Below are 25,272 nucleotides of genomic sequence, written 5' to 3' on the forward strand. Positions count from 1 at the left end.
TTCTAACGATATTAGATTCAATTGATCTTCGCAGCATAAAATGGTATTTGAAAACTCAAGAGCATAAAAGTATTTTAAAGAGCAAACATGTCTCACAAAACGAAGAAATAAAAGAATATAGAACAATAAAAAATAAAATTCAAAAACATATTACATATATTGTGTATATAATATATTTCATATATTTTTACGTTATTAAAATATTAAAATGAAAAAGAACATTGATATTGACGACAGTCTTTTAACTAAATTAAAAATATTATCTGTTTTTGAAGAAGTAAGTGTTAAATCAGTCATGGAAAAGGCTGTTTCTTTTTACGTGGAATATAAAGAAAAAGAACGCTTGAAGACATTATCTGAAGAAGATAAAGAGGATTTGGGTTTACTATTACTTATGCAACAAGCAGATAGAAATGATGTAGTAAGTCGTGATGAATTAATGAAGGCTTTGGACTAATGGAAATTATTATTTTACGAAGTTTTCTAAATGACATTAAGAAACTCACCGATAAAAAATTGAAAGATAAAATCAAAGACTTTGTTATAGAGATTGAAAATGCTGAAAGCTTAGAAGAGCTTGTAAACATAAAAAAAATGAAAGGTTTCTCTACAGCTTATCGTTGGAGAGTTGGGGATTATCGATTGGGATTTTATAAAAATGATGACACTATTGAGTTAGCCCGATTTGTGAAAAGAAACGATATATACAAGATATTTCCTTGATCGTAATTAGATAATACAAAATCTCAAAAATTTTAATTGGTCAACAGGCTGTTGACCAATTAAAAAATAAGAGAACTCTACTATAAAAAATCACTACACTTTGGTGATCGTTTCTCCGATTGCAATCAAAATTTTCCGTCTCACAAAACGAAGAAAAAGTTTAATTCTTTCAATGGAAGATTTTGGCACTATCGTAGACCAATTTTATCACTTGATGAACACATCTGGGAAGATACCAGTTGACTCAATTTAATTGCACAAATAATTATATACTGAAATCTTCCCAACTTGAGTGTGTAAGATTTTCAAAACATCATAAATTTTACTTTTTTCTTAGATTTTAGACTTTCCCTAGCTTATCCAGAATTTCCTTCATCTAGTTAACATTGCTGAAATTTTTCTCTGCTTTCCTATGATAAATGATAGTTACAATCCAAAGAATCATGAATGGGATTAACAAAATAAAGAATCCGGCTTCTATTGGAGATTTCGGCGACCTTGACCAACTAATTCCGTGTCAGGTTGACCACTCTAACAAAAGGCACAACTTATGTCTAACATATTATTTATTAGTCTGTTGGAGTGGTCAGTCGAGACCGAAACACACTGACCCTAAATTCCGAAATAAGTTGATCAGTCTTAACGAAATCTCCAACTAAACTACATGACGCAATCGAAACTTTGCTTAAAGGTTTAAGCTTCTCCGCACATCAGGTTCAGTTCATAAAGGAGACAGCGATAGCACTATCAATAGAACCACTAAAATTAAAGAAGGAACAGCATCAGAATAAGATTAAGAAACTCCATGAATTAAATGAAAAGATCTTCAAGCTCGAAGAGCGTCTGATGAATAATGAGATAGAAAGTTCCACTTATCAGACCTGGTTTCAAAAATTTAAAGAGGAAAAGGCAATGTTGGAATATTCATTAAAAGGAAATCAACTATCTAAAATCAGAAATGAAGATGAGCTTGTCGACCGAATTCTGCCAAATCTTACCAACCTTTACGAAATCTATCAAAAAGGTAACATAACGCAGAAGCATACACTCATGAGAGGTGTGTTCAAAGATAATCTGGTATGGGGTGACGATATGTTTAGAACCGCTTTTATCGATCCAACGTTCAATGATAACATCCTGAAAGTCAAGCAAAAAGGGTTGCTTTTTAACGAGCAACCCTTTAAGGTTTTGGGCTTGAGCCCGGTTAGTACCCGGAGCCGGAGTCGAACCGGCACGGTTTCCCACAGGTGTTTGAGACCAGCGCGTCTACCAATTCCGCCATCCGGGCATGTGTTGGACGGGGTTGCAAATGTATGTAACGCCTGGCTAAATCACAAAATTATTTTAAAATAATTTATAACTAATTTACCCTATGCCACTTGCGTTTTTAGGTCGTTCATCTTTTAGCTTTCTATCAACAATAAATGGTGCAAATGGCAATAGCGAAGCCAAGAAAATCAGTACAGCTTTGCCAAATTTCCATTTCTGTTCCTGCCACGCCAATATTAGCGTTGCTGCATAAAGCACAAACAATAGTCCGTGCGCCCATCCAGTATATTTAACCAACTCTTTATAATGGAAAATGTATTTTACAGGCATTGCAATAAATAGCAATAGTAAATACGAAATGCCTTCTGCAACAGCAACCTTGCGAAAAATGGATAGTGAACTCATATATCTGATTTTTTTCGAAAGTAAAACAAAGCGGTTGACAATCAAAAACTAAAAAATGATTTGACAATTGGGTGTTGAGCAGAAAGTATGATTCTTTGAGACCCAGTTTACATAAGACCATTGGCTATTTACGAACAGTAGTAACGAAATTATATGTGCTTGGAATCTCTTTACAAAGCTTAATCCCTCTTGATGCCCTATTGGGGTTCCATTGCATGCCTAAGGCAGGATGATTGCATTTTAAGGCATGTGTTGAATTGGATACCTTGAAGAATTTAGATCGTAAATCAATCTAACTTTTCGGCAGACGCTCCCTAATTCGGGCAATGTATTTTTGGCGATAAAACAGATCTTTGATTGAAGGGAATAATTCTGTAGAATCATTTGGATTTTGATCGAATTGATATAATAAAGCTTTCAATTCAGTTTCAAGTGTAGTTTCGATGGTATTGACCTCATTTCTAACTTGAATTAATTTATCAGCATCGGGATCGAATTCAAGATCCATCAATGCTTCATTCACATCCATCATTTCCATCAAAAAAGATTGTGGCAGTTGATAACCTTCATCAGTTTCTATAATCCCTTTCAATTCTAACACATATTTTAAGCGCTTATTGGCATTGCTCAATGTTTGGTAAGCTTTATTATTTAGAGTAGAAAGATTTAAAACTTCCTCTTGTTTTGCAGCACTTTCATTGGCATAAAAATCGGGATGAAATTTTTTGCTGAGGGCATAAAACTTCGTTTTGATTGCGTTCTGATCGGGATTGAACTGAACTGGCAATTCATAAAATTCAAAATAATTCATAGAAGAAGATATTGGGAATAAGCAAAGGTTGAGGGTAAAGTTTAAAGAGTTATCTCCAAACTTAGCCTCAACCTCCGCCTCTATTACTTACCGAAAGATTTCAGAATATCATTACCAAAAGCAAACACCATTAAACAAATCAAGATAACGAAACCTACAATTTGAGCTTTCTCTAATACTTTTTCGCTCACAGGCTTGCGTTGTACCATTTCGATTAATAAGAATACTACATGACCACCATCTAAACCTGGAATTGGCAGTAAATTCATAAAAGCCAATGCCATGGAGATTAATCCGGTTAAAGTCCAGAATTTAATCCAATCGAACGTAGAGCCATAAACCTTTGCAATCCCTATCGGACTGCTGATATTACGAGCACTCAACTTTCCGGTGATCATTTTACCAATGCCCTTCGCATTATCCAGAAAGGTACTATAAGCCATTGTTGCACCAACAGGTAACGACTCAGCGAATCCGAAATCCACATGTGCAGTTTCAGGCATTTTAAATCTGGGTCCAATTCCGATAGTTCCTTCTTTGCCTACTTTAACATCGAAATTAATTTCCTTTCCGTTACGAAGTGCCGCAATATTGATTTGCTTGTTTTTATTGCTAAAAACTTCATCTTTAAATTGATCGAAAAAGGTAACAGATTTTCCATTAACAGCTAAAATACTATCACCAGGTTTGATGCCCGCAGCATAAGCCGGATAAACAGGTTTTTCGTAAGGTCTTTTAAATAATTTATCAAAGAAAGACTGTTTATCGGCCTTTTCATTTGGCGCAAGAACGGTTTCCACTCTTGCCATCCGGTAACGTGGCGCAATAAAATTTTCTTTATCGTTTTTAGAAAGCTTATTTAAAATCGTATCAGGAACTGATATATACAGCGTTTGATTCCCTCTCAAAATTGTTAGCTGTGCACCATCAAATAAAACCTTGCTCGATATGGCATCCTCAAATTTAATTAACTTATTCCCGTTGATTGCTAATATACGATCGCCATTCTTCAGGCCAATTTCTTTACCATTTGTACCTACAGAAATCCCATCAGTTAACTTTCCATTCACCGTATAGGTTTGACCATATTTGAAAGTAAGCATCCAAAAAATGATAATGCCTACAATAATATTCACAATGATACCGCCAAGCATCACAATTAAGCGCTGCCAAGCTGGCTTAGAGCGAAACTCCCAGGGTTGAGCAGGTTGAGCCATTTGCTCGGTATCCATGCTCTCGTCAATCATTCCGGCAATTTTTACGTAACCACCAAGCGGTAACCAACCCACTCCATATTCAACATCTCCTTTTTTGAAGCTGAAGAGTTTAAAACCCCAGGCATCAAAAAACAAATAAAATTTTTCTACTTTGATTCCAAATGCCCTGGCTGCCAAGAAATGTCCTAATTCGTGTAATATTACCAATAAAGACAATCCGAGCAACAGCTGCCCCGCCATAATCAATCCATTCATACGCTATACTAATATTTTTCTGTTAGATGTTAAACTTTACTTTTTGTTACTAATTCGCCGGCTAAGATACGGCTATGTTTGTCAGTTTCTAAATAATCGGCCAATTGTGGTTTTTCTATGAACCCAATTTCTTCCATACATTGCTCAATCACCTCACTCATTCGCAGGAAACCAATTTTATCTTTTAAAAATGCTTCCACTACAATTTCATTCGCTGCATTTAAAATACAGGGCATGTTGCCTCCCTTTCTTAAGGATTTAAATGCCAGATCTAAATTTTTAAAGGTTTCCGTATCTGCCTTCTGAAAACTGAAGTTTGGATAATCCAAGAAGTTAAAACGCTTAAAATTGTTTTTTAGCCTATCGGGATAATTTAAAGCATATTGAATAGGCAATTTCATATCAGGAACGCCCATTTGTGCTTTCATCGATCCATCGGTGAACTGAACTATAGAGTGGATAATCGATTGTGGATGAACAATTATATCAATCTGGTCAACAGCAAGATTAAAAAGCCATTTGGCTTCGATCACTTCCAATCCCTTGTTCATGAGTGATGCAGAATCGATGGTAATCTTTGCACCCATTACCCAGTTAGGATGTTTTAAAGCCTGTTCTTTTTTTACTGATGATAAGAAATTTTTGTCTTTTCCAAGAAATGGCCCTCCGGATGCAGTAAGATAGATTTTCTCGATTTCGTTCTGCTCCTCGCCCACCAAGCATTGAAATATTGCCGAATGCTCGGAATCTACCGGGAGGATTTTAACTTGATGTGTTTTAGCTAAGTTTGTGATGTATTCTCCGGCAACCACTAACGTTTCTTTATTGGCCAATGCAATATTTTTACCTGCTTTGATGGCAGCAATGGTGGGTTTTAACCCAACTGAACCCATCAAGGCGGTAAGTACAATATCGCTTTGTGGATAAGCAGCCACTTCTGATAGAGCAGCTTCTCCAGCCAATACATTGATTTTAAGATCTGAAAGTGAATCTTTTACATATGAATATTGACTTTCATCACAGATCACTACAGTCTCTGGCTTAAATTCCCTCGCTTGTTGTATTAGCAACTCTGAATTTTTTAATGCTGATAATACCGAAACTTTAAAAATAGATGGATTATCACGAATTACCTCGAGTGCCTGCGTACCGATACTTCCTGTAGAACCTAAAATGGTGATGAGCTTTACAGATTGTTTTATTTTTGTATTGTTCAATTGTTTTTTTTCATTTGTTAATGGCTGTCACCTCATTAAGTTTTTGTCAATATTTGAAGTGGCTGCAAATCGTAACATCTATAATTGGTAAATTTAAATTACTTTATCACAATCATAAACAATTAAACAATAAACCTTCCTAACCCATCAGCCAACTTCCTGTCGTTACTTAATCTTGGCACTTTATTCTGTCCACCCAATTTCCCTTCGCCTTTCATATAATTTACAAAAGCATCCTTCTGCAAAGTACGTATAATTAAGGGTTGTAGGATATTTCCATCAATCAGGTCAAAGTAGTAAATATTTTTCTTTTGCAAAGCCTGATCCACCTTTTTACTAAATGCAGCCATATCTTTTGGCGCCGATGAAAATTCTACAAACCACTCATGATAAGGCAATTCGCCTACATGCGGGTTTACTTGAGGCGCAACAGTAAACTCTGTTATTTTAACATTTTCTTCATTAGCAACCATTAATAGAGCATGTTCTACTTCTTCGCCAATTACATGTTCGCCAAATGCCGATATAAAATGCTTTATACGCCCTGTTACTATAATTTTATAAGGATTTTTAGAGACAAATTTTACAGTATCGCCTATGCTATAACCCCATAAACCTGCATTGGTATTCATCACCAAAGCATAATTGGTATTTAATTCTATTTCCACGAGTGATAATCGGGTTGCGTTTTCGTTGTGGTATTCATCGGCGGGAATAAATTCGTAAAATATACCAGCATCAGCCAACAACAATAAGCCCTTATCTTTTTGCGAATCCTGATAAGCGATAAAACCCTCCGACGCAGGATAGGTTTCAATGGAATCGATTTTCTTACCAATACTTTGCTCTATTTTAGCACGGTATGGTTCAAAGTTTACTCCTCCATAAATAAATAAACTAAAGTTTTTGAAAATCTCAGAAATCTTTTTCCCTCCCGATTTCTCCGAAAGCTTATCGAAATACATTTGTACCCAAGGTGGAATACCAGAAATCAAGGTCATATCTTCGCTGATGGTTTCTTCAACGATGGCATCAACTTTCTGCTCCCAATCTTCAATTATATTGGTTTCATAAGATGGTAGACGGTTCTTTTGTAAATATGCCGGAACGTGATGTGCTACAATTCCAGACAAGCGGCCAACATTTACACCGTTTTTTAAATTTAACACTGGGCTTCCTTGTAAAAAGATCATCTTTCCGTTTACAAAATTGGCTTTCCCTGTTTCATGAATATAGGTGAGGATTGCATTTCGGGCAGCTTTGATATGCTCTGGCATTGATTCCTTGGAAAGTGGGATATATTTAACGCCAGAAGTAGTACCTGATGTTTTGGCAAAATAGAGTGGCTTGCCTTTCCAGAGTACATCGGCTTCTCCTGCTACTACCCGATCTACATAAGTTTTTAATCCTTCGTAATCACGAACAGGAACATTTTGTTTAAAGTCTAAATAGTTTTTGATAGATGAAAAGTGATGATCTTTTCCAAAAGCCGTTTGCTTAGCCTCGTGAATTAATTTTAATAAGGTTTTATTTTGTGCAGCTACGGCATTATTTTTCCACTTATTAATTTGCCAAACTGCAAATGCCGCAAAGGGCTTACTTAATGCTGCTTTTAATCCCATAACTAATGATTGATTTTTGGATGATCAAATGTTAGAATGCTGTATGCTAGACGATATTATGTAAGATATCAGGATGCTCATCACCTTTATATTCACCGGCAATTTTACGGTATGCAACCGTTAAAGCTACACTGGAAAGTGGAACAATGATGAACGAGCTCAAAATATTTACAATAAAAGCAATAAATGGCCAGTGCAATAAATTAAATAATAAATAGATTAAATATCCTCCACCAAGCACCAATAATAACAATAAGATCTTGGTAAAATTCCCTTTTGTAATGGCTAAGCTCAATTTAATAGATTCGAATGGAGCTGCATTTTTATCAATAATAAAAAATGGAAAGAAGGAAATTCTTAACCATGTGATGAATAATGCTAAAATGGCTATACCAACAGCAATTTGAGTAATTACAACTCCTGTTGTTTGAAAACTTTCTACCCATCCAATTCGCACCAGATACCTTAAAACAGGATCTAATACATACAAAACTGGGAACAATATTAGCCCGATAAAAAGTATACAGGCAATAAAATATAACGTAGCAACTAGAAAACGAATAATCTGTTGTCTGGTAGGTAAAGTATCTACGATTTTTACATCATTTTCTTCATCATCCATTAAATGAAAAATGTACTTAAATAGAGAAAGATTAATCGTAAAATATAGAAACACGAACACAATTGCCATTACAACACTAAGCACTTTGCTAACATCTTTAATAAAAAAAGCCATTAAACTGGATGCACTTGCAGTGATAAACATTAAAAAACAAAGCGTAGCAATAGAGAAATAGTGCTTTCTGGTTATGCTCCAAGCCTTTTGGATCACATCGTTAACGGCAAACGTACTTTCTTTTAAATAGTTGATCATTTAGCTTTTTAGTTGGCTGTTTAGTTGGTTAGGTGTTTAGTTATAAAGTTGTTTGAACATTAATTATAGTTAGCTTTTCAGGATTTTGTTCTCTCTACCCATTCCCATTTTCCATTTTCGATTTTCAATTTCCTTTTTCATCATCCATTTCCTCCACTAAATACCACTCGTTTAAATAAATCCTGAATAAATCCTAAACCGTAAGCCGTTAGTTGGATGAATGAAGATATAATGCTCAAAAATGCAACTTTTAAAGATTTATTTACAGACCAAGCGTGAAAAAATATCAACATAAAATACACCAAAAGCAAAAAGTTACAAACATAAGCCAAAGGCGGATAGATGAAATTGCATAAAATGGTAAATCCAAAACCTAAAGTAAAAATAGCAGGAAAAAAATGAACCAATTTTAATTCTTTTGGGAAGTGTTTATAAATATTAATCCTTGCTCTTCCAAAAAAATGTAATTGCTTATAAAACTGACTGAAACTTGTTCTGCGTTTATGGTAAACTTTCGCCTCGGGTATTAACCCAATTTTAAAACCAGCTTCATGAATCCGAATACTGTACTCGATGTCCTCTCCCAATCGGGTTAAGATAAAGCCACCAACCTTTTCCCAGGCCTGGCGAGACACCCCCATATTAAAGCTCCTTGGATGAAACTGACCAACATGTTTTTTATTCCCACGGATACCTCCAGTGGTGAAAGGAGATGTCATGGCGTAACTGATGGCTTTTTGAACCGGCGTAAAACTATCATGTGCAGCATCAGGGCCACCATAGGCATCTAAATGATGCTCGTATAAATAGTTTTTTACGATTTCTAAATAATCAGCAGGAACAAGAATGTCCGAATCAAAAATAATGAAATAATCTCCTGTTGCTCTTTCAAACGCATAATTACGAGCAAAACCCTGACCAGCATTTTCCTTGAAATAGTATTTGATATCAAGTTGATCAGCATATGAATCAACAATTGCTTTTGCATCATTTTTCGATCCATCTTCAATAACCAAAACTTCAAACTGTAAATAAGTTTGTTTGGTTAAGGTATATAAAAGCTCGTCTATTTCTTGTGGACGATTATAAAGTGGAATGATGATGGAGAAAAACATGTTTTGAAGATGGAAAAGGGAAAATGTAAGATGTTAAATGGAATTCCGTTTTACATCTTACATTTTACATCTATTTAAGTTCTTTTTCAATTAAATACTGGTTTCTTTCTGGTGCGTTACGCGATAGAAGTTCGGCAATAAAACCTGCAAGGAACATTTGCGAACCTACAACGATTGCAACTAACGATAAATAAAATAGTGGTTGCTGCGTAACATCGCGATAAGCTAAGCCTTTCCATATTAACACCTGCTTTTCTATTATTACATAAAGCGACATGATGATACCGATAAAGAAACTCAATACCCCCAATGAACCGAAAAAGTGCATTGGGCGTTTGCCAAACTTACCTACAAAGAAGATAGAAAGTAAATCTAAAAAGCCATTGATAAATCTGCTAAAACCAAATTTGGTTGTTCCGTATTTGCGGGCTCTATGTTCTACAACCTGTTCTGAAATCTTATTAAATCCTGCCCATTTGGCAATTACAGGTATGTAACGATGCATTTCGCCATATACTTCGATGGTTTTGACGACATCACTACGGTATGCTTTTAAGCCACAATTGAAATCATTCAATTCGATTCCGCTCATTTTGCGTGTTGCGGCATTAAATAGTTTCGTAGGAACTGTTTTGGTAATTGGATCGTAACGTTTCTTTTTCCAGCCCGAAATCAAATCTAATTTTTCTTCTTTAATACGGCGGTATAATTCCGGAATTTCATCAGGACTATCTTGTAAATCGGCATCCATGGTTATCACCACATCGCCCTGTGTGGCTTCAAAACCAACATTCAATGCCGCAGATTTACCATAATTTCTTCTGAATTTAATACCCTTAATGGCTGGATTTTGAAGTCTTAAGGTTTCGATTACTTCCCAAGATTGATCTGTACTCCCATCATCAATCAAAACAATCTCATAACTGAAATTATTTTCAACCATTACTTTATCAATCCATGCCGTTAATTCGGGCAGTGATTCGTCTTCGTTGAATAAGGGTACTACAACTGATATATCCATTTAGGTAGAAAGTAAAAAGTAGAAAGTAAAAAGACCAAAGCCATTAAACTAATACTTTAAAAATAAAACGTGCAAATTTCATCAAATTAAATGATAAAACCTGCACGTTCGAAATTTTATAGATTAACTAACCCTCTTTTGGGAAAGTATTGAAAGTTGTTGGTTCTTTTTTCTTTAAAATTGCGGCTAAGATTAATGATAAAACACCATACATTGCCAACGAGACTCCAAAACTAGTGAATGAATTTTTCAATGTTGGCGCAAGTTTTTCTTCCATATTACCTGCTTTTTCAAGTGCTTCATCTATTTGTTCAGATGCCATTCCAAATTTCTCCATCATGGCTCTTTGCGAATCCGTAATGGCAGCCGCTGCTCTAGCTGGCAATTCGGGATCAATAACTGTCATCAATACTACATTGTATAAAACAGAAACCAAGGCCAAAATTAAAGCAATAATTAAATAAGATTTAAAAGCTTCACCAAATGTCCAGAAACCACCAATTTCTTTACGGATGGTAATTCCTACAAATACCAACAATACAATAAAAATAATTAGAATGATAAAAGGCAATGCGAAATTGGTATAAAGCATTACTGGATTAATGAAATGTAGCGTTAATGAAATTGCAACAGATACCGCTGCAAGTATGAAACCATACTTAAGGGATAATTTTGTGATAAGCGCACTTTTGTCCATAGTATTTAATTTAGTTGTTAATGGTGGTAATCAATATATAAGTAGCAGAATCAAACGATTTGTTACTGCTAAATTGAATTATTTCTTTAGTTGTAGTTGCACTGCCTTCAACATCTAAGAAAAATGCCATAAACGGGACAAATAATTCTTCCATTTCTTCGCTGATGTTTAGAGTTGGTGCTGTTTTGCAAATCTCTTCTACACTGCTTTCTGCCAACTGCTGGTTGCTGATCATCTCTTCATAAATCTCAAATTCATCTTGAAACTCATCATCCTCTACCAATAAAAACTCTTTTAAGAAATCGCCTAATTCAGGTTCTATATCTTCATCTTTACATTCTTTAATGTATAGCAATAGATTTAAAAGCTCTGTTCCCCTATCAATGGTTTCTTCTTCAATATTGGCCCATTCATCACTCTCCAAATAATCATCTTCCAGTTTTTGAACATCACTGCTGAAAAAATTAACCATCAGCAAATCGAAAAATACTTCACGAAGTTCTTCAAATTTCGGATGCGAATCAAATACCACATCAAAAGCGGTTACTTTATCCATGAAATTTACATCAAGCTCAAAAGCTGCTAGTAATTCCGTTTCAAAACCCTCTACATTTATTGCCGAAACCTCAGCATATTTATTTAATGATGCGACAAGCGCTGATTTTACTCTGTTATCCATATTTTTTAGTATCAAGTATATAGTTCAAGTATCAAGACATTGATAAGTTGCAAGCTTTAGTCTTTCTTCTTTTAGCTTTCTTGGAGTTGATTATTATTGTAAACCAGAACTACTTTCCCTATTAATTCTGTTCCTAATAGAGGACTGTTTGCTGATTTAGATAAGTTAGTTATTGTATTGTAAGCCCATTTTTCATTCGGGTTATATACGTTAAAGTTAGCTTCTTGCCCCTCTTGAATCGACGGAATATTTAAATTTAGCAATTTACGTGGGTTAATAGACAATTTCTCTGCAATTAAGCTAGCTTCCAATCCTGCTTTTAACAATAAAGGTAAAACCGTTTGCAATGCAATTATACCATAATGCGCAATTTCGAATTCTACATTTTTAAATTCTATTTCTTCTGGACGGTGTTGCGAAGTAATGGCATCAATTGTTCCATCTTTTAAACCAGCAATAAGTGCTTTTACATCCGCTTTGCCACGCAATGGCGGTTTTACTTTATAATTGCTGTCAAAATCTACCAATAAATCTTCAGTAAAAACCAAATGATGAGCAGTTACATCACAAGAGATTTGAACACCATCTTTCTTCGCCTTACGGATGAGCGCAACCGAACCAGCGGTAGAAATATTGCTGATGTGGATTTTAGTATCGTTGTATTGTGCTAAAAAAATATCACGGGCAATATGCATTTCTTCAGCCAAAGCAGGCAAACCCTTCATGCCTAGAAGCACAGAATTTTTGCTCTCATTGATCTGCGATTTACCCGCAATCGATTTATTCTCAGGATAAACCATTAGCAAAGCATCGAAACCCTTTGCATACTGTAAAGCACGACTCATAAAGCCATCATCTTGTAAAGCCTTGTCGCCATCAGAAAATGCAACTGCCCCCGCTTGTTGCATATCAAATAGCTCGGCAAGTTCTTTCGCCTCGCGATTTTGACTGATTGCACCAATGGGATAAACATCAACCAGATTATTTTTTGCTTTGTTTACGATGTATTCTACCTGAGATTTCGACTGAACCACCGGGCTGGTTTGAGGCAAAAGAGCCAGGCCCGTAAAACCACCAGCTTTTGCTGTGGCCGTTAACGTTTGAATATCTTCCTTGGTTTCGAAACCAGGATCGCCGGCAACGCAGTTTAAATCGAAAAATCCGGGTGTTAGAAATGCGCCCTGACCATCAAAAACAGTTTCGTTTTTTTCGGCAGTTAATTTACCTATGTTTTGAATTTTACCATCAACTACTCTCACATCGCATTGTTGCTTATCAAAGTTACTTTGCGGATCGGCAATGGTTACATTTTTAACTAGGAGATTCATATTGTTTTTTTAGGGTTGTTAAAAAATCGGATGAGCAGAATTTCTGCTGCAATAAAAATCAGCGACAAAATTAGACAAAGTTTCCATAATGTTTGTCCGATTTTATTGGCACCAGCTGTTAATTTTACCGCATCTTTATCGGTATCGAATATTTTCAAGTTACTTTTCCCGGCAAGGTTATCAAGTTCTGCTATACTCAAATAATGCATATCAGATTCTGCCCTACTATTGTTAAATGCATAAATAGCCAGCAAAGAATCGGCTAAATATAGATTGTAAAAACCAGCGTTTTTAATCTGGTCGGCAACATAAATAAGCGTTTTACCATCTGCCTGGCGAATTTCCGGAATCGCCTCGAAATTTTTTGCAGTAAGTTTCAAAGTCTGATTTTTGCCCAGATTAATCTTTTTGCTAGCCAATGCATTATCATTTCCGAGATGGTAATAAAGCGCAGTTTCATTTCCAGCATTTAAAGCCAAACGATACATGAGTGGAACAAAAACAGGATGTCGTGCCAAATTCCCATCAACAGTATTGAGTCCGGTTGCCGATAAATAGGCTGTTCCGTTCCCTACTCCATATTTTGCGAAGAAAAGTTTTTTGCCAGGTAGAGCCAAAATATTTTCTTTATTGGATGAGTTATTCTCGACAAAAGAAAAATATCGATTAACGGTGGGCAAATCGAGGTTTTTAGGGATCTCTTCAAAAACTGTTTTAAAAATTGGATTTTGAAGATCGATCTGATCAACCTTGGTTTCTGTTTTGGTTAAACTTTGAATGGAAGGCAATGATAATCCATTTAAAAAGGCATTGTAAGCTTGAATATCAGCATCCAAATCTGGAAATATAACAACTGCACCGCCAGCGTTTAAATAGTTTTTTAGCTGTTGAGCCAAACCACTTGAAGGATTTTTCAGTCCATTAAGTACAATTAAACCAAAGTTGGCAAAACCGCTGTAATTAATATTACTTTCTGAATTCTCGGCGAGATTGTAATAATTATCCGCAGCAAAAAGGGCTTTAAAGTAATTGCCTGCATTTGCGCCATTGATACTTAAAACAGATAAATTCTTATCAACTTTAAAACTAAACGACAAGGTATCATCAAAAGTTACTGGAAAATCTTTAATGGTAATAATTCCTTTTTGCCAGCCCGCTTTCAATCCGGAGAAGTTTAAAGTATCTTTTCTTGTTTTGCCAGCCGGGATGGTGATAGAACCCAATCCCTTTTGTTGGTTATTGATGCTTAGTTTTAAAGGAATATTTTTTGCCTCTTCATCAGAATAATTTTTTAACTGGACCACCAATTTTTCGTTGGCGCCTGGTTGATGATTTGGAGAAAGTACCCAAACACTATCTACTGCGACATTTGGCAAGGTTGTAGCATTCAGTTTTAAAAAAGCATATTGAATATCGCTCTTGGTTTCGAGCTTTTTTCCGGTAGCTATATTTTTCTGAAAATCGGAGATAATAAAACTATACTTATTTGCCGAACCTGTTAAAACATTTCCTTGCCGATTTAGTATTTGCTGGAGATTTCTGTTTGCAGGCGATATTTTAACATCTTCGAGTGCTTTCAAAAATTCATCTACATTTACCAATCTTTGGTGTTTACCTTCAAAATTATTGGTAAGGAGCTGAAAACGATCGTTTATACCAAAACCTTTTATCAATTCTTTAGCCCTTCGTTTAGCCTCATCCAATAAGTTGCCATCTTTATTAATGGCTTCCATGCTGTATGAATTATCGACATAGATGCTTATTGCATTATTTACGAATTTGTTTTTTTGCTCGCTTAGAGGAATATAAGGTTGGGCAAAAGCAAGTACAAGAAAGATAATAGCAAGAATTCGTGATAATAAAATCAACAGATTTTTAAGTTTCTCTTTCGATGAATTTTGCTGTTCTACCTCTTTTAAAAGCCGAACATTAGAAAAATAAACTTTTTTAAATCTCCGGAAATTAAATAAATGAATGATAACCGGAATTGCAACCGATAAGAGTGCGAAAAGAAAGCCCGGATAAAGGAAATTCATTAAAAACCAAAGATAGAAAAATTATGGAGAGTGGAGAATATCAATTGTAATAAACTCGTTCTAATAAGAAAAACCAGGAAATTCTATATTTACGATTTTCCAATTATTGTTATGCAAGGCAAAATACAGCTTAAAAGGACCACTTACAATTTTCGATTGTTTTTGAATCACATCCCGATAACCGGCAACACCTTCTACAAAGCCCATCCCTTTCCCGTCACTTAGCAATTCAAAGTTAACATCGATAATATCATATCTGCCGCCAACATATTCATCAGATTTGCCAAAAATACCTTTTAATCGGCTAATGATAATCCCTTTGCCAATCACCTTATTTCCCGGGAGGATAAAAAAATCATTGAGCTCATCAGTAATAGATTTTGATTGTTTAAACCAGGCATTAATAAACCTAATGGCACTGTTTACGATATCAGCTTGATGATTAAAAGTGGTGTTATCTTGCATGTAATCTCTTAAAAAAATAATCGACCAGCTTAAAAGCTGATCGATTAAAACTTTCCAAAGTTAACTATTCTTTGGCCTTTCTATAATCTGGTTTGGAGAATAATTATTCGGCTACCTTTTCATCTTCTTTTTCAGGGAACATGATCGATAAAATTACAGATAGGATTAACACACCACCAATAACGATTAATGAATAAACAGAATCGATGTGGAAGAACGGAGCGATAATCATTTTGATACCGATAAAAGAAAGGATAATGGCTAATCCGTATTTTAGCTTACTAAATAAGTGAATGAAGTTATCCAACAAGAAAAACAAAGCACGTAAGCCTAAAATTGCGAAGATATTCGATGTGTAAAGGATCAGTGGATCTTTAGAAATGGCAAATATCGCTGGTATTGAATCGACTGCAAAAAGCAAATCGGTAAATTCAATAACGGCAACCACAACCAAAAGCGGCGTAGCTAATTTTACGCCGTTTTCGATAGTGAAAAATTTATCGCCATCATACTTATCACTTACTCTAAAAAACTTCCTTACCAATCTCGCTCCTCTGGTATTGTTATAATCCTCATCTTCATCATCATCATCTGCCGACCATGATTTAATCCCGGCGTAAACCAAAAAAAGACCAAAAAGTGTCATGATGATGTTGATGTCATATTTAAATCCAGCAACGCCAAACAGACTTAAGATTTTATTTAAGTATGTTAATTCTATAAAGAAAGCACCTGAAAAGATAAAAATGGCCCTTAAAACCAAAGCACCAATAATACCCCAGAAAAGTACTTTATGCTTGTTTTCATTGGCTACATCGAAAAACTTAAACACCAAAATGAATACAAAAAGATTATCTACCGAAAGTGCTTTTTCTATCCAATAAGCAGACTGAAACTGAGTAAATTTTTCAAACCCTAGCACATAATAAACGGCTCCACTAAAAATCATCGAAAGAGAAATCCACACAATAGACCATGTAATGGCTTCTTTATTAGAAATGGTATGGCTTTTTTTGTTGAACAGACCTAAGTCAATGATCAGCATTATAACAACCACAATTGCAAAGCCAGCAATTAAAAGTGGGTGATCAAACATGTTGTTACTCATTATAATTTGTTTTATTTATTTGCAAGCGTTATTAAAATTACCCTTCCACCGTCCTCTTTTGATAGCAAAAGTTTCTTTCCATCCGTTAATTCGACCATTGAACCGATGGGTATTTCCTTTTCTTCAGTTTTATCAACCAAAGATGTTAGTTTTTGATTAACAAATACCCATTTTGTTTCATGAAAAGTAAAATAACCTACCGGAATTTTTTGCTCGGCAGTTAACTTTTCATTTCGTATGATATTTCTGTTTACATGCCATTGAAATAAGTATTGATTGTTGTACACCATTAAACGATGGTTCTCTGGTTTCCATACTGATGGCTGAAATTGGTAGTATAAATCCAGAATGGGTAAAGTTCCTTTATGGCTGGTGCCGCAAAACGGGCATTTTGGTATTGATGTATTATCGAAAACATACCATTTTTGATCGCAATAAATGTTACTGCACTGTTGCATCAAATCGGTCGTTTTAAGCAATGCGGTTTCCCATTCTTCTGCTGTTGGGCGTTGCATGGGATGATGCAAACCATCAATAAAAGCTTTATCAAATAATGCTTTCAAATATGGCCCAGTAACCGTATATGGAATTTTATTTACATCAGCCCAATAGGTGTCCCATTTAGAAATTTGATTCAGTTTTGGGCGGTTTGATAAATCAGTTGGGTGCTCAATGAATAGCGCCCTTTCGCCCATGCTTAACAAATCATCCTTTTCTGTATCCAAATCGTGCACCTTTCCTCCTTTTAGCGGATGCCTGTGAAGCAGATACATGTAAATCAGACAAGCCAAGGCATGTAAATCAGTTAATCGATTTGGTAATTTCCTGGCGGGATCAGTTTTATCTAAATGTTTAGTGGCGAGCACTTCCGGCGCTATGAAATCGGCTGTACCAATCACTTCTGCCTGAAATATGCCAGGAACAACCAAACCATCTAAATCGATCATACAAGCTGAACCCGAAGATGGATCAATGAGCACATTATTGTAAGATAAATCGGAATGTGAAAGCCCCATTTGATGCATTTTTTTAACCCCACGAGATAAATTAACACCAATTTGAAAATAGTTTAGCCATCTCCCCAACTCATTTTGATCCAGACTTAAAGGAAACTGCCTGTTTCTGAATTTTGCCGCTGCAAACCATTTACCGTTTTTCTCCTCCCCTTTAATTAAGTCGCTTGAGGTGTAACCTTTTGAAAAGAAAAACTTTGAGTTATAAATGGGTACAATAATTCCAATTCGATCGTGAGTTTCAATAATATCGGTTGGCCAGCGGTAAATTTCTTCTAAATAATAATTTCCAGCATCTTTAGTTTCAATCTGGTTAAGGTATTTTGTTACAATTTTAGTTAAACGTTCCTTTTGATTAAAATCCTGCTTCTCTTTAAAAATGGCCACCACATATTTTCGATCTGGACTGAAATATACATTTTTGGCTGTTCCACTTTTCGGGTCGCCATTATCTATATACTGATAAGACTTGCCGGTGAGAGAAGATTTAACGGTGATTGTAGACATGGTTTCGTTCTAAAAAATTATGGCTAAAGTTCGATCATCGTGGTTGCCTGGACTCCAAAAATCCATCCAGGCTGATAATTGGTTGGCAATCTCATTATTCGATGAGGCTAAAGTAACTACAGCTCCATCTTCATTTCTTCCTTTTATATCTTCAACAAATGCTTTCCAGTTTTCTAATTTCTCTAAATTTGCTTCCACCACAAACTTTGCATCATAAATTCCATCAGTCATGAGCATAAGATAAGAGAAATCTTCAATTAAAGTAAAGCTAAAACGCGTAGAAAATTTATCACTGGTAAAAATTTCAGGCATCGTAATAAATCTTGTTCCACCACCAAATTCACCAACATCAAGCCAGTTCATTAGTTTAATATTTGTTAAATCTTTATTCAATAAACCTATAGGACAATCGCCCACGCCAAATGTTAATATGGCATAACCAAAATCATATTTTTTAAAGAGCGCAAAAATCAATGTAGTGTGAAAATCTTTTAGTGGATTTTCAGTTACTTCTGCAAATGCTTCAATTTTATGATGGGCAAATTGAGCCGCTTTTGATAGGTTATTGTACACAAAATGACTAATTTTTTTTGAAGCGTCCTCTCCTATTGTATTGTGATAATTGTAAAGAATTTTATCAAATTCTTTTAATTTTTCTTCCTCTAAATTATTCTCAAAATATTCAATTACGGCCTCACAGGCAATTTTCGATCCCTGTCTGGCTAATTTTGCACTGCCTGCACCATCTGCCATACAAACTACACTCCAGCCATTGTTTTCAAAGTGTTTGAAAGCATAGTCGTCATCACGAAAAGACCCTACATTTGCATGACTTCTGCCACGTTTAGAGGCAACAACGATGTGTTTATCTCCCAGTAATTGAAAATCATTTTCATTATCTTCTTTCCAATAATTGGCGATCTTCCATTCCTCATCTTTTCCCTCATCACTTGCTATATTTTTCCATAATGATTTTGGATTGGCATTGATTACCAGCGAAAGCATTTTTTCATGAGGCATCACATTTTCTTCCTCACCTAAAACATTAAATTTCATTTTGATTTTGAAATCGCCACTTTGACTTGGATCACCATCAATTACATTTAAAGTCGGGTTAAAACTCAACCCATACTGATCCAGCCCCTCAAATTCAACATTGGTGATATCATTAAAACCCAATTGATTAAAATCAAACGCTGTATAATAGGATTTACTAATAGTTGCATTTGGAATGATAATTTGTTTGGCCAAAATATCTTCAATTTTATTTTTCAAATCCCACTTATCTATCATAATTTTTTGCTTTTCTCTGATCAATTTTACAGCATCAATATTAAATTCTTCATTTACATATTGCTCAAAAAGTTTTTGTCTATTGGCTGATACTTCAATATGGTTGCTTTTTAGCAAATTTTCTATGTATTGCTTGGTATCGAACATGCCTATCCTTGCGCTCTACCAACATCGAAGCCACCCTCGCCATATCCATAACTACCAAAATTACCACACCAGGGGCAAGTACTCATAGGTTCATTGCCAATACAGTGTATTTTCTGACAAACGCATACCGCCAAACCAAATTGATTGCCACAACACGGGCAAGCTGGCGCACCAATTAGTTCTTCGCTATTCACTTTTTGCTGTATAGCATTTTCATCACAGTATTCGTAGTAAGAATTGTCAACCTGAAAACCACCAACTAAGCGATAAGCCTGGGTTTGTAAATTCAATCCTTCAAAACCCGATTCGTTCATTACTTTGCGGTATTTCATTAAGTATGGTCGTTTGGTATTTTGGCATTTTGCAGATAAGACTACGTAATTATTATCAATGTATTGCGTGTTTGCTGGTGCTTTTGAGATATCGATTTTCGAAAGCGTATCCCCATCCATTTTTGCCAATTCAAAACCCGATTGATTATTTTCTACGCTGATACTGCTCGTTTTAATCGAATCAGTTACCCATTTAAAAAATTTGTTGTAATCCTCACTAGTCGCATTTTTAAATTGAAGCACGTTTTCTGTTAGTTCGGATAACACTCGTGTATCGGTACTATCGCCAAAAGATATGGCCACCATATTTGCCGTTCGCTGCCAGTTTTGCTTCCATTCGGAAATTGCAGTCTTGGTATCATCGGTTGGTACACCATCGGTAAATAGAAACACAATGGGCTTCCAATCGCCTTTTTGTTCCATAGTTGTTTTAACAATATCTTTTCGCATTTGAAACATCAAATGACCCAAACCTTTGCTTAAGGATGTGCCACCACCAATTGGAAATTTTGGAGGATAAAAACTAACTACTTCCTGTAACGGCACTAACGTTTTAGCTTGTCCGGCGAAAACAATAATTGAAATCCATACGGTTTCGATGGCGTACGGATCGGTTTTGATGGCTTTGATAATGGTTGCCATCCCTTCTTCAACCTGCTGAATCTGATCTCCAACCATCGATTCAGAAATATCTATTAAAAAGTAAATGGGTAATCTTCTCATATTAAAAATAGTTGTTTAATAGCAAAAGCACAATTAGCAATACAATTTGAGTCATATCTACTGCCAAGCCTTGCCCTACTTGAAATGGTTTTATTATGGTTTGTAGGAAATTAAGAACGGGTTGAAAAATGCCCTGAAAAAAGTTGAAAGCACTTTTATATTTTGAGTTTAATTTGTCTTTATAGGGTAGCAATTTTGAGTATAAAAATAGGCCGACTATCAAAACATTTATTAAAATCCTAAAAGCCAAAATCATATAGAAATGGCTTTACGAATTTCTCCGGCAATGATTTTATAGCTATCCTTTACACGTTGGTTGTAACTGGAACAACCATAAACAATAACGCTATTGCTATCTTCTAAATAATTGATGGAAAAGTAAGTTACTACATCATTATGGATTTCCTGTATTTCGCCACTTTTGGTTTTTCGATCAAAAACATCGACAAACTGAACACTCAAATACAAACAGTTGCCTAATAATTTTGTGGCCAATAAATTAAATTTAGTATGATGAGCGCTTCTTAAATTACGTTCTAAATGATACATATTTAACTTACTCACCCGAAAAGTTTCATAGCAATTTACGATACCATCTAACGTGCCCTCTTGAAAATGATCAATCGGTTCGTTGTAGTTGTATTGGGCAGGAGTGTCATTACTTTCTCCACCTGATGTTATTTTAACAATAAACCCAATAATGGTAATTGCCAAACTGATTACGCCGAGTACATCCATTTTAAATCACCATTGTAATTTCGCTTGGAGGTGGTGGAAGTGCCACACTTTCTCCTGTTCCCTGGCTCTTATTTCCCTGCTCAATGGTTTCTGAAACCCATTTAAAAAACTGCTTCAGGGTAGAGCTATCGGCTGTATCCAAATGTACCACATCGGGTGTGAGTTCTTTCAAAAGCGCATCATTCGCCGAATGCCCTGCCGCACAGCCTACAATGGCTCCAAAGTTTAAAGTTTTGATCTTTGGAACCATTTCCCGGTACAACTGCAAATCACTTGGTTTTCCGTCTGTAAATAGAAATAAAAGTGGTTTCCAATCTCCCTTTTGAGTTGAATTACCTTTGATCACATCATTTTTCACTTTTTCGTAGAGCATATCTAAGGCTTGGCCGGTATGTGTTGGCCCACTTTGCGGACAGGTAATTTCCGGAAGCTGAAATAGAGCCAATTCTGTTAAGGAAACAATTTCTTTAACCTCACGATCGAAAGTAATCATGGAAATCCATAATGAATCCAATGCCTGTGCATCGGCCCTCAAGGTATTAATCATTCCACTTAAGGCATTGTTCAAAGCCTGAATTGGCTCACCATACATGGATCCCGAAGTATCTATTAAAAAATAAACAGGTAATCTTCTCATAATATTCGAATTAAACAACGATATTAAGTTCGGATGGCGGTGGCGGAAGTTCTTTCAATAGGCTAATTTCCTTCCCTGCATCTTCAACTTTTGTAGAAGTAACGCCAATTGATGCCGTTACCCATTGAAAAAATTTGCCAATACTTGCCGAATCTGCTGTATCTAAACTAACCACATTTTCAGTAATTTGCTTAAGCACACCAGTGTCTGCTCCCGATCCGGCTGCGCATGCTACCGTAAAAGCCACTCTTTGCTTTTTAAATTCTAACAAGCCTGGCAACCAATCATCGGTTGGTACACCATCAGTCATAATAAAAACCAAAGGTTTCCAATCGCCTTTTTGCTCGGTTGTGGTTTTGGCTACCTCATTCTCAATTCTGTTCGAAACCAATTTTAAAGCTTCGCCCAGGGCTGTAACGCCAGTCGCCTTTAAATCGACCATTTGAAAAGATGCCAAATCAGTAAGCGGAATAATTTGTTGTGCTGTACTATCAAAAGTAATTACACTCAAAAAAGCAGTTTCGATGGCTTGAGGATTTTGTCTTAAAGAACTAATCATTACCTGAACACCATTTTTCACTGCTTCAATGGGCTCTCCGCTCATTAAACCTGACGTATCAAGCAAAAGATATACTGGTAATCTTCTCATAATATTTTATTGAGGGATGTTATATGTGTTCGCGGTTTCGTTATTATTCGGAATATGATAGGTACTGCCATTGTTATTTTGCCCTGGAATATTGTAACCTGTTCCTGTTCCATATGTCGGATCGTTTTGGTTAATGTGCGACATAATTTCGGTAGTGTAATCTTTACCTCCACTCAAGATAGTGTAAATATTTCCAATAGTGTAAACCGGCCCCCACGGAATTCCCCACCAACCTAAAAAAAAGTTGGTAAACAAATGGCCCAAACCTGGTGTAATTCTACTTTTTCCGGGGTGGATAAAATGGAAATCAGATGGGTTGTTAAAAGTCATTAAAATTACCGATATGCAATATTTATACATCACAAATTTACCGCCCTGCGCAACCAAACTCCTAATTTGATCGCCAGATAAACCTTCGATATTTTTAATATTCATTACAAATATGATTTGATGATTAAATGAATGGTTTGGCCTAAAAAGGTATCAGGTGTTGGATCGCCAATGGCATCAAATTTCCATTCGTTATTACGCTTGTAGAGTTTTCCTAAAATCAAGGCTTTTTTACCCGTATAACTCGATTCAGCAGATACATTATAAGATGCAAAAACTTCTTTTACCTGCGTTGGCGAACCTTCATACATTCTAATTTTTGAATAGGGAATTTGAGAAAAATCTTCTTTTCCAACGTTATTTAAAAAGAAAAATATCTTCGAAATTTTCGGATCAATTTTAGCTAAATCTACTGTGATAATTTCATTATCCAATCCATCATCACCACCAGAATCTCCCTGTAAATCGTCACCTGTGTGCCTTAAAGCACCATCTAGAGATACTAATTTTCCTTTTGGCAAACCAAATTGTTGTAAAAAATCGATGTTATACAGTGGTGAATAAATATGATCACATAAATTATTGTTGTCATCAATTAGAATGCAACTCAAATCCAGATCAACACTTTGTTTATTGGTTGATAAACCTAAAAAACCTTTGGTTTCTATTGCTCCCCAATTTACACCAACACAAAAACTTGTGAGTGATGCTCCCGTATCTTTACGTAAATCAATCTTTTGCCCTTTTGATAAATTAATTGCCATTGTGTAGTCAGGTTTTAGTTATATTTATTCAAGAAAAATTCAAGTCCATCTTTCATCCCAGCGCCTACAGCTTCAAATTTCCACTCATTATTACGTTTGTAAATCCTGCCAAATTCTACAGCAGTTTCAATAGAAAAATCTTCCTCCAATTCATATTTGAGAATTTCTGTTTTCGTTCCATCAAATATTCTGATGTATGAATTTCTGATCTGTCCGAAGTTTTGCCTTCTATTTTCCGCATCGTGAATGGTTACTACAATACAGATTTCAGCAGCAGCTGGAGCAATTTTCGAAAGATCTACTTTAATTTGTTCATCATCGCCATCACCATCGCCAGTTAAATTGTCGCCAGTGTGTTCAACTGCGCCATCTGGTGTTTGCAAATTATTATAAAAAACAAAATGCGAATCAGAGAGTAATCGCTTATTTTCTCCCAGTACGAAAATCGAAGTATCTAAATCGAAACTACTTCCGTTTGATGATGTATTGGTATCCCAACCTAGCCCTACCGTAAATTGCGGTGCGCTGATTGATTCACGTTGTCCCTTTTGCAGGTTAATTGCCATATTTGGTCATTTTTCTTTGCAACACTTTATTGGTAGCTGTTGCAGATTATAAATCAAATTAGTTAACGTATTTTTTCAAGACTTCTAAAAAGCTGTCAGTTTGGTGAGGCTCACCAATGGCTCTAAATTTCCAGCCGCCATCTTTACGATAAGCTTCAGCAAATACCATGGTGCACATGCCATTTAAAGAGGCATCTCCAGAAAGACTGTATCTTGTGATTTCTTTACCTTTAGCATCTACTGCTCGGATAAAAGCATTTTCAACCATACTAAAATGTTGGTTATTCTGCCTACCCTGATAAATGGATACCACAAAAACTATTTTTTGATAAACGGCATCCAACGAATCGAGCTTTACAATAATTTGCTCATCGTCTCCATCACCCGCACCCGTTCTATTATCTCCGGTAAGCCAAATGTTCCCAGAAGGATGACGCATTGAATTGAAAAATATTACATCGCCTTCGAAAAGACCAACCTGGCGACCGTTTTGATTTACTGTTCTACCCAGGTTTAAAATTTTATCATTCCCATCAAGCAGAAAGGCAATGGCATCCAAATCAAACTCTTCTTCCTTAGGCCCGAAAAGTTTGCCTAAAAAACCTGTAGCTTTCTGTCGAACATCCCAACCTAAACCCATGGTTACTTTTGATAAATCGAAATCTTCACCTTTATCGTTTTTACGCAGATCAATGGTTTGACCTTTTACTAAATTTATAGCCATACAGAGC

Annotated in this window: 27 protein-coding genes and 1 tRNA gene; 2 read left to right on the forward strand and 26 right to left on the reverse strand. The window is 35.7% G+C overall.

Translation table 11 applies throughout. From position 1 onward, the window contains the following. The first annotated feature begins 208 nt into the window (after positions 1–208). The gene (locus LUA91_RS04705; protein WP_231424874.1) at positions 209–457 is read left to right on the forward strand and encodes a hypothetical protein; all 249 of its coding nucleotides are present in this window, start codon (positions 209–211) and stop codon (positions 455–457) included. Continuing rightward, on the forward strand, positions 457–723 hold the full coding sequence (locus LUA91_RS04710; protein ID WP_231424875.1) for a type II toxin-antitoxin system RelE/ParE family toxin: 267 nt from the start codon (positions 457–459) through the stop codon (positions 721–723). Before LUA91_RS04705 ends, LUA91_RS04710 begins: the two co-directional genes overlap by 1 nt. Before the next feature lie 942 nt (positions 724–1,665). Here the strand turns inward: LUA91_RS04710 and LUA91_RS04715 are convergent. The 26 genes from LUA91_RS04715 to LUA91_RS04845 all read right to left on the reverse strand — a co-directional run bounded on the left by LUA91_RS04715 (position 1,666) and on the right by LUA91_RS04845 (position 25,265). Continuing rightward, a complete protein-coding gene (locus LUA91_RS04715) occupies positions 1,666–1,968 on the reverse strand; it encodes a hypothetical protein (protein WP_231424876.1) in 303 nt (100 codons plus the stop codon). Next, positions 1,932–2,011: transfer RNA gene (locus LUA91_RS04720), tRNA-Leu, on the reverse strand. Before LUA91_RS04720 ends, LUA91_RS04715 begins: the two co-directional genes overlap by 37 nt. 77 nt (positions 2,012–2,088) lie before the next feature. Continuing rightward, positions 2,089–2,397 carry a DUF3817 domain-containing protein gene (locus LUA91_RS04725; RefSeq protein WP_231424877.1) on the reverse strand — a complete coding sequence of 103 codons (309 nt, stop codon included), beginning with the start codon at positions 2,395–2,397 and terminating at the stop codon, positions 2,089–2,091. A gap of 292 nt (positions 2,398–2,689) precedes the next feature. Continuing rightward, a complete protein-coding gene (gene hscB / locus LUA91_RS04730) occupies positions 2,690–3,208 on the reverse strand; it encodes a Fe-S protein assembly co-chaperone HscB (RefSeq protein WP_231424878.1) in 519 nt (172 codons plus the stop codon). An 83-nt stretch (positions 3,209–3,291) separates the two neighbouring features. Further along, entirely contained in the window at positions 3,292–4,680 is a 1,389-nt protein-coding gene (gene rseP / locus LUA91_RS04735) for an RIP metalloprotease RseP (RefSeq protein ID WP_231424879.1), read from the reverse strand. A 29-nt stretch (positions 4,681–4,709) separates the two neighbouring features. After that, positions 4,710–5,897 carry a 1-deoxy-D-xylulose-5-phosphate reductoisomerase gene (locus LUA91_RS04740; RefSeq protein WP_231424880.1) on the reverse strand — a complete coding sequence of 396 codons (1,188 nt, stop codon included), beginning with the start codon at positions 5,895–5,897 and terminating at the stop codon, positions 4,710–4,712. 122 nt (positions 5,898–6,019) lie between these two features. Then, complete coding sequence (locus LUA91_RS04745) at positions 6,020–7,519, reverse strand: GH3 auxin-responsive promoter family protein (RefSeq protein WP_231424881.1); 1,500 nt, start codon at positions 7,517–7,519, stop codon at positions 6,020–6,022. A 46-nt stretch (positions 7,520–7,565) separates the two neighbouring features. Beyond that, on the reverse strand, positions 7,566–8,393 hold the full coding sequence (locus tag LUA91_RS04750; protein WP_231424882.1) for a hypothetical protein: 828 nt from the start codon (positions 8,391–8,393) through the stop codon (positions 7,566–7,568). Between the two features lie 140 nt (positions 8,394–8,533). Further along, positions 8,534–9,508, reverse strand: coding sequence for a glycosyltransferase family 2 protein (locus LUA91_RS04755; RefSeq protein WP_231424883.1), 975 nt, complete (start codon positions 9,506–9,508; stop codon positions 8,534–8,536). Between the two features lie 70 nt (positions 9,509–9,578). Beyond that, entirely contained in the window at positions 9,579–10,529 is a 951-nt protein-coding gene (locus LUA91_RS04760; protein ID WP_231424884.1) for a glycosyltransferase family 2 protein, read from the reverse strand. Positions 10,530–10,656: 127 nt separating this feature from the next. Continuing rightward, entirely contained in the window at positions 10,657–11,226 is a 570-nt protein-coding gene (locus LUA91_RS04765) for a DUF4199 domain-containing protein (protein WP_231424885.1), read from the reverse strand. Between the two features lie 10 nt (positions 11,227–11,236). Next, positions 11,237–11,905 (reverse strand): hypothetical protein, encoded by a 669-nt coding sequence (locus LUA91_RS04770; RefSeq protein WP_231424886.1) that lies wholly within the window; start codon positions 11,903–11,905, stop codon positions 11,237–11,239. Positions 11,906–11,976: 71 nt separating this feature from the next. Then, a complete protein-coding gene (locus tag LUA91_RS04775; RefSeq protein ID WP_231424887.1) occupies positions 11,977–13,233 on the reverse strand; it encodes a dihydroorotase in 1,257 nt (418 codons plus the stop codon). Further along, on the reverse strand, positions 13,230–15,269 hold the full coding sequence (locus tag LUA91_RS04780; RefSeq protein WP_231424888.1) for a BatA and WFA domain-containing protein: 2,040 nt from the start codon (positions 15,267–15,269) through the stop codon (positions 13,230–13,232). Before LUA91_RS04780 ends, LUA91_RS04775 begins: the two co-directional genes overlap by 4 nt. Positions 15,270–15,329: 60 nt before the next feature. After that, positions 15,330–15,734, reverse strand: a complete 405-nt coding sequence (locus LUA91_RS04785; protein ID WP_231424889.1) for a hypothetical protein — start codon at positions 15,732–15,734, stop codon at positions 15,330–15,332. Positions 15,735–15,837: 103 nt separating this feature from the next. Next, the gene (locus LUA91_RS04790) at positions 15,838–16,842 is read right to left on the reverse strand and encodes a hypothetical protein (protein ID WP_231424890.1); all 1,005 of its coding nucleotides are present in this window, start codon (positions 16,840–16,842) and stop codon (positions 15,838–15,840) included. 11 nt (positions 16,843–16,853) lie between these two features. After that, entirely contained in the window at positions 16,854–18,362 is a 1,509-nt protein-coding gene (locus tag LUA91_RS04795) for a helix-hairpin-helix domain-containing protein (RefSeq protein ID WP_231424891.1), read from the reverse strand. Between the two features lie 9 nt (positions 18,363–18,371). After that, positions 18,372–19,802 (reverse strand): PP2C family serine/threonine-protein phosphatase, encoded by a 1,431-nt coding sequence (locus tag LUA91_RS04800; protein ID WP_231424892.1) that lies wholly within the window; start codon positions 19,800–19,802, stop codon positions 18,372–18,374. A gap of 2 nt (positions 19,803–19,804) precedes the next feature. Beyond that, positions 19,805–20,857, reverse strand: coding sequence for a TerY-C metal binding domain-containing protein (locus LUA91_RS04805; protein WP_231424893.1), 1,053 nt, complete (start codon positions 20,855–20,857; stop codon positions 19,805–19,807). Positions 20,858–21,109: 252 nt separating this feature from the next. Continuing rightward, positions 21,110–21,595 (reverse strand): hypothetical protein, encoded by a 486-nt coding sequence (locus LUA91_RS04815; RefSeq protein ID WP_231424895.1) that lies wholly within the window; start codon positions 21,593–21,595, stop codon positions 21,110–21,112. Between the two features lies 1 nt (position 21,596). Further along, positions 21,597–22,232 (reverse strand): VWA domain-containing protein, encoded by a 636-nt coding sequence (locus LUA91_RS04820; RefSeq protein WP_231424896.1) that lies wholly within the window; start codon positions 22,230–22,232, stop codon positions 21,597–21,599. Positions 22,233–22,242: 10 nt separating this feature from the next. Beyond that, entirely contained in the window at positions 22,243–22,881 is a 639-nt protein-coding gene (locus tag LUA91_RS04825; RefSeq protein WP_231424897.1) for a VWA domain-containing protein, read from the reverse strand. Between the two features lie 6 nt (positions 22,882–22,887). Beyond that, positions 22,888–23,316, reverse strand: a complete 429-nt coding sequence (locus tag LUA91_RS04830; RefSeq protein WP_231424898.1) for a hypothetical protein — start codon at positions 23,314–23,316, stop codon at positions 22,888–22,890. Then, complete coding sequence (locus LUA91_RS04835) at positions 23,316–23,975, reverse strand: TerD family protein (protein ID WP_231424899.1); 660 nt, start codon at positions 23,973–23,975, stop codon at positions 23,316–23,318. The genes LUA91_RS04830 and LUA91_RS04835 overlap by 1 nt, the downstream gene beginning before the upstream one ends. Positions 23,976–23,989: 14 nt before the next feature. Beyond that, positions 23,990–24,541, reverse strand: a complete 552-nt coding sequence (locus tag LUA91_RS04840) for a TerD family protein (protein ID WP_231424900.1) — start codon at positions 24,539–24,541, stop codon at positions 23,990–23,992. 58 nt (positions 24,542–24,599) lie between these two features. Next, positions 24,600–25,265: a TerD family protein gene (locus LUA91_RS04845; RefSeq protein WP_231424901.1), complete on the reverse strand. Its 666-nt coding sequence runs from the start codon at positions 25,263–25,265 to the stop codon at positions 24,600–24,602. Between the last annotated feature and the right edge of the window lie 7 nt (positions 25,266–25,272).

Origin of the sequence: Pedobacter sp. Leaf250 (assembly GCF_920984735.1) — a bacterium.
GTDB lineage: Bacteria > Bacteroidota > Bacteroidia > Sphingobacteriales > Sphingobacteriaceae > Pedobacter.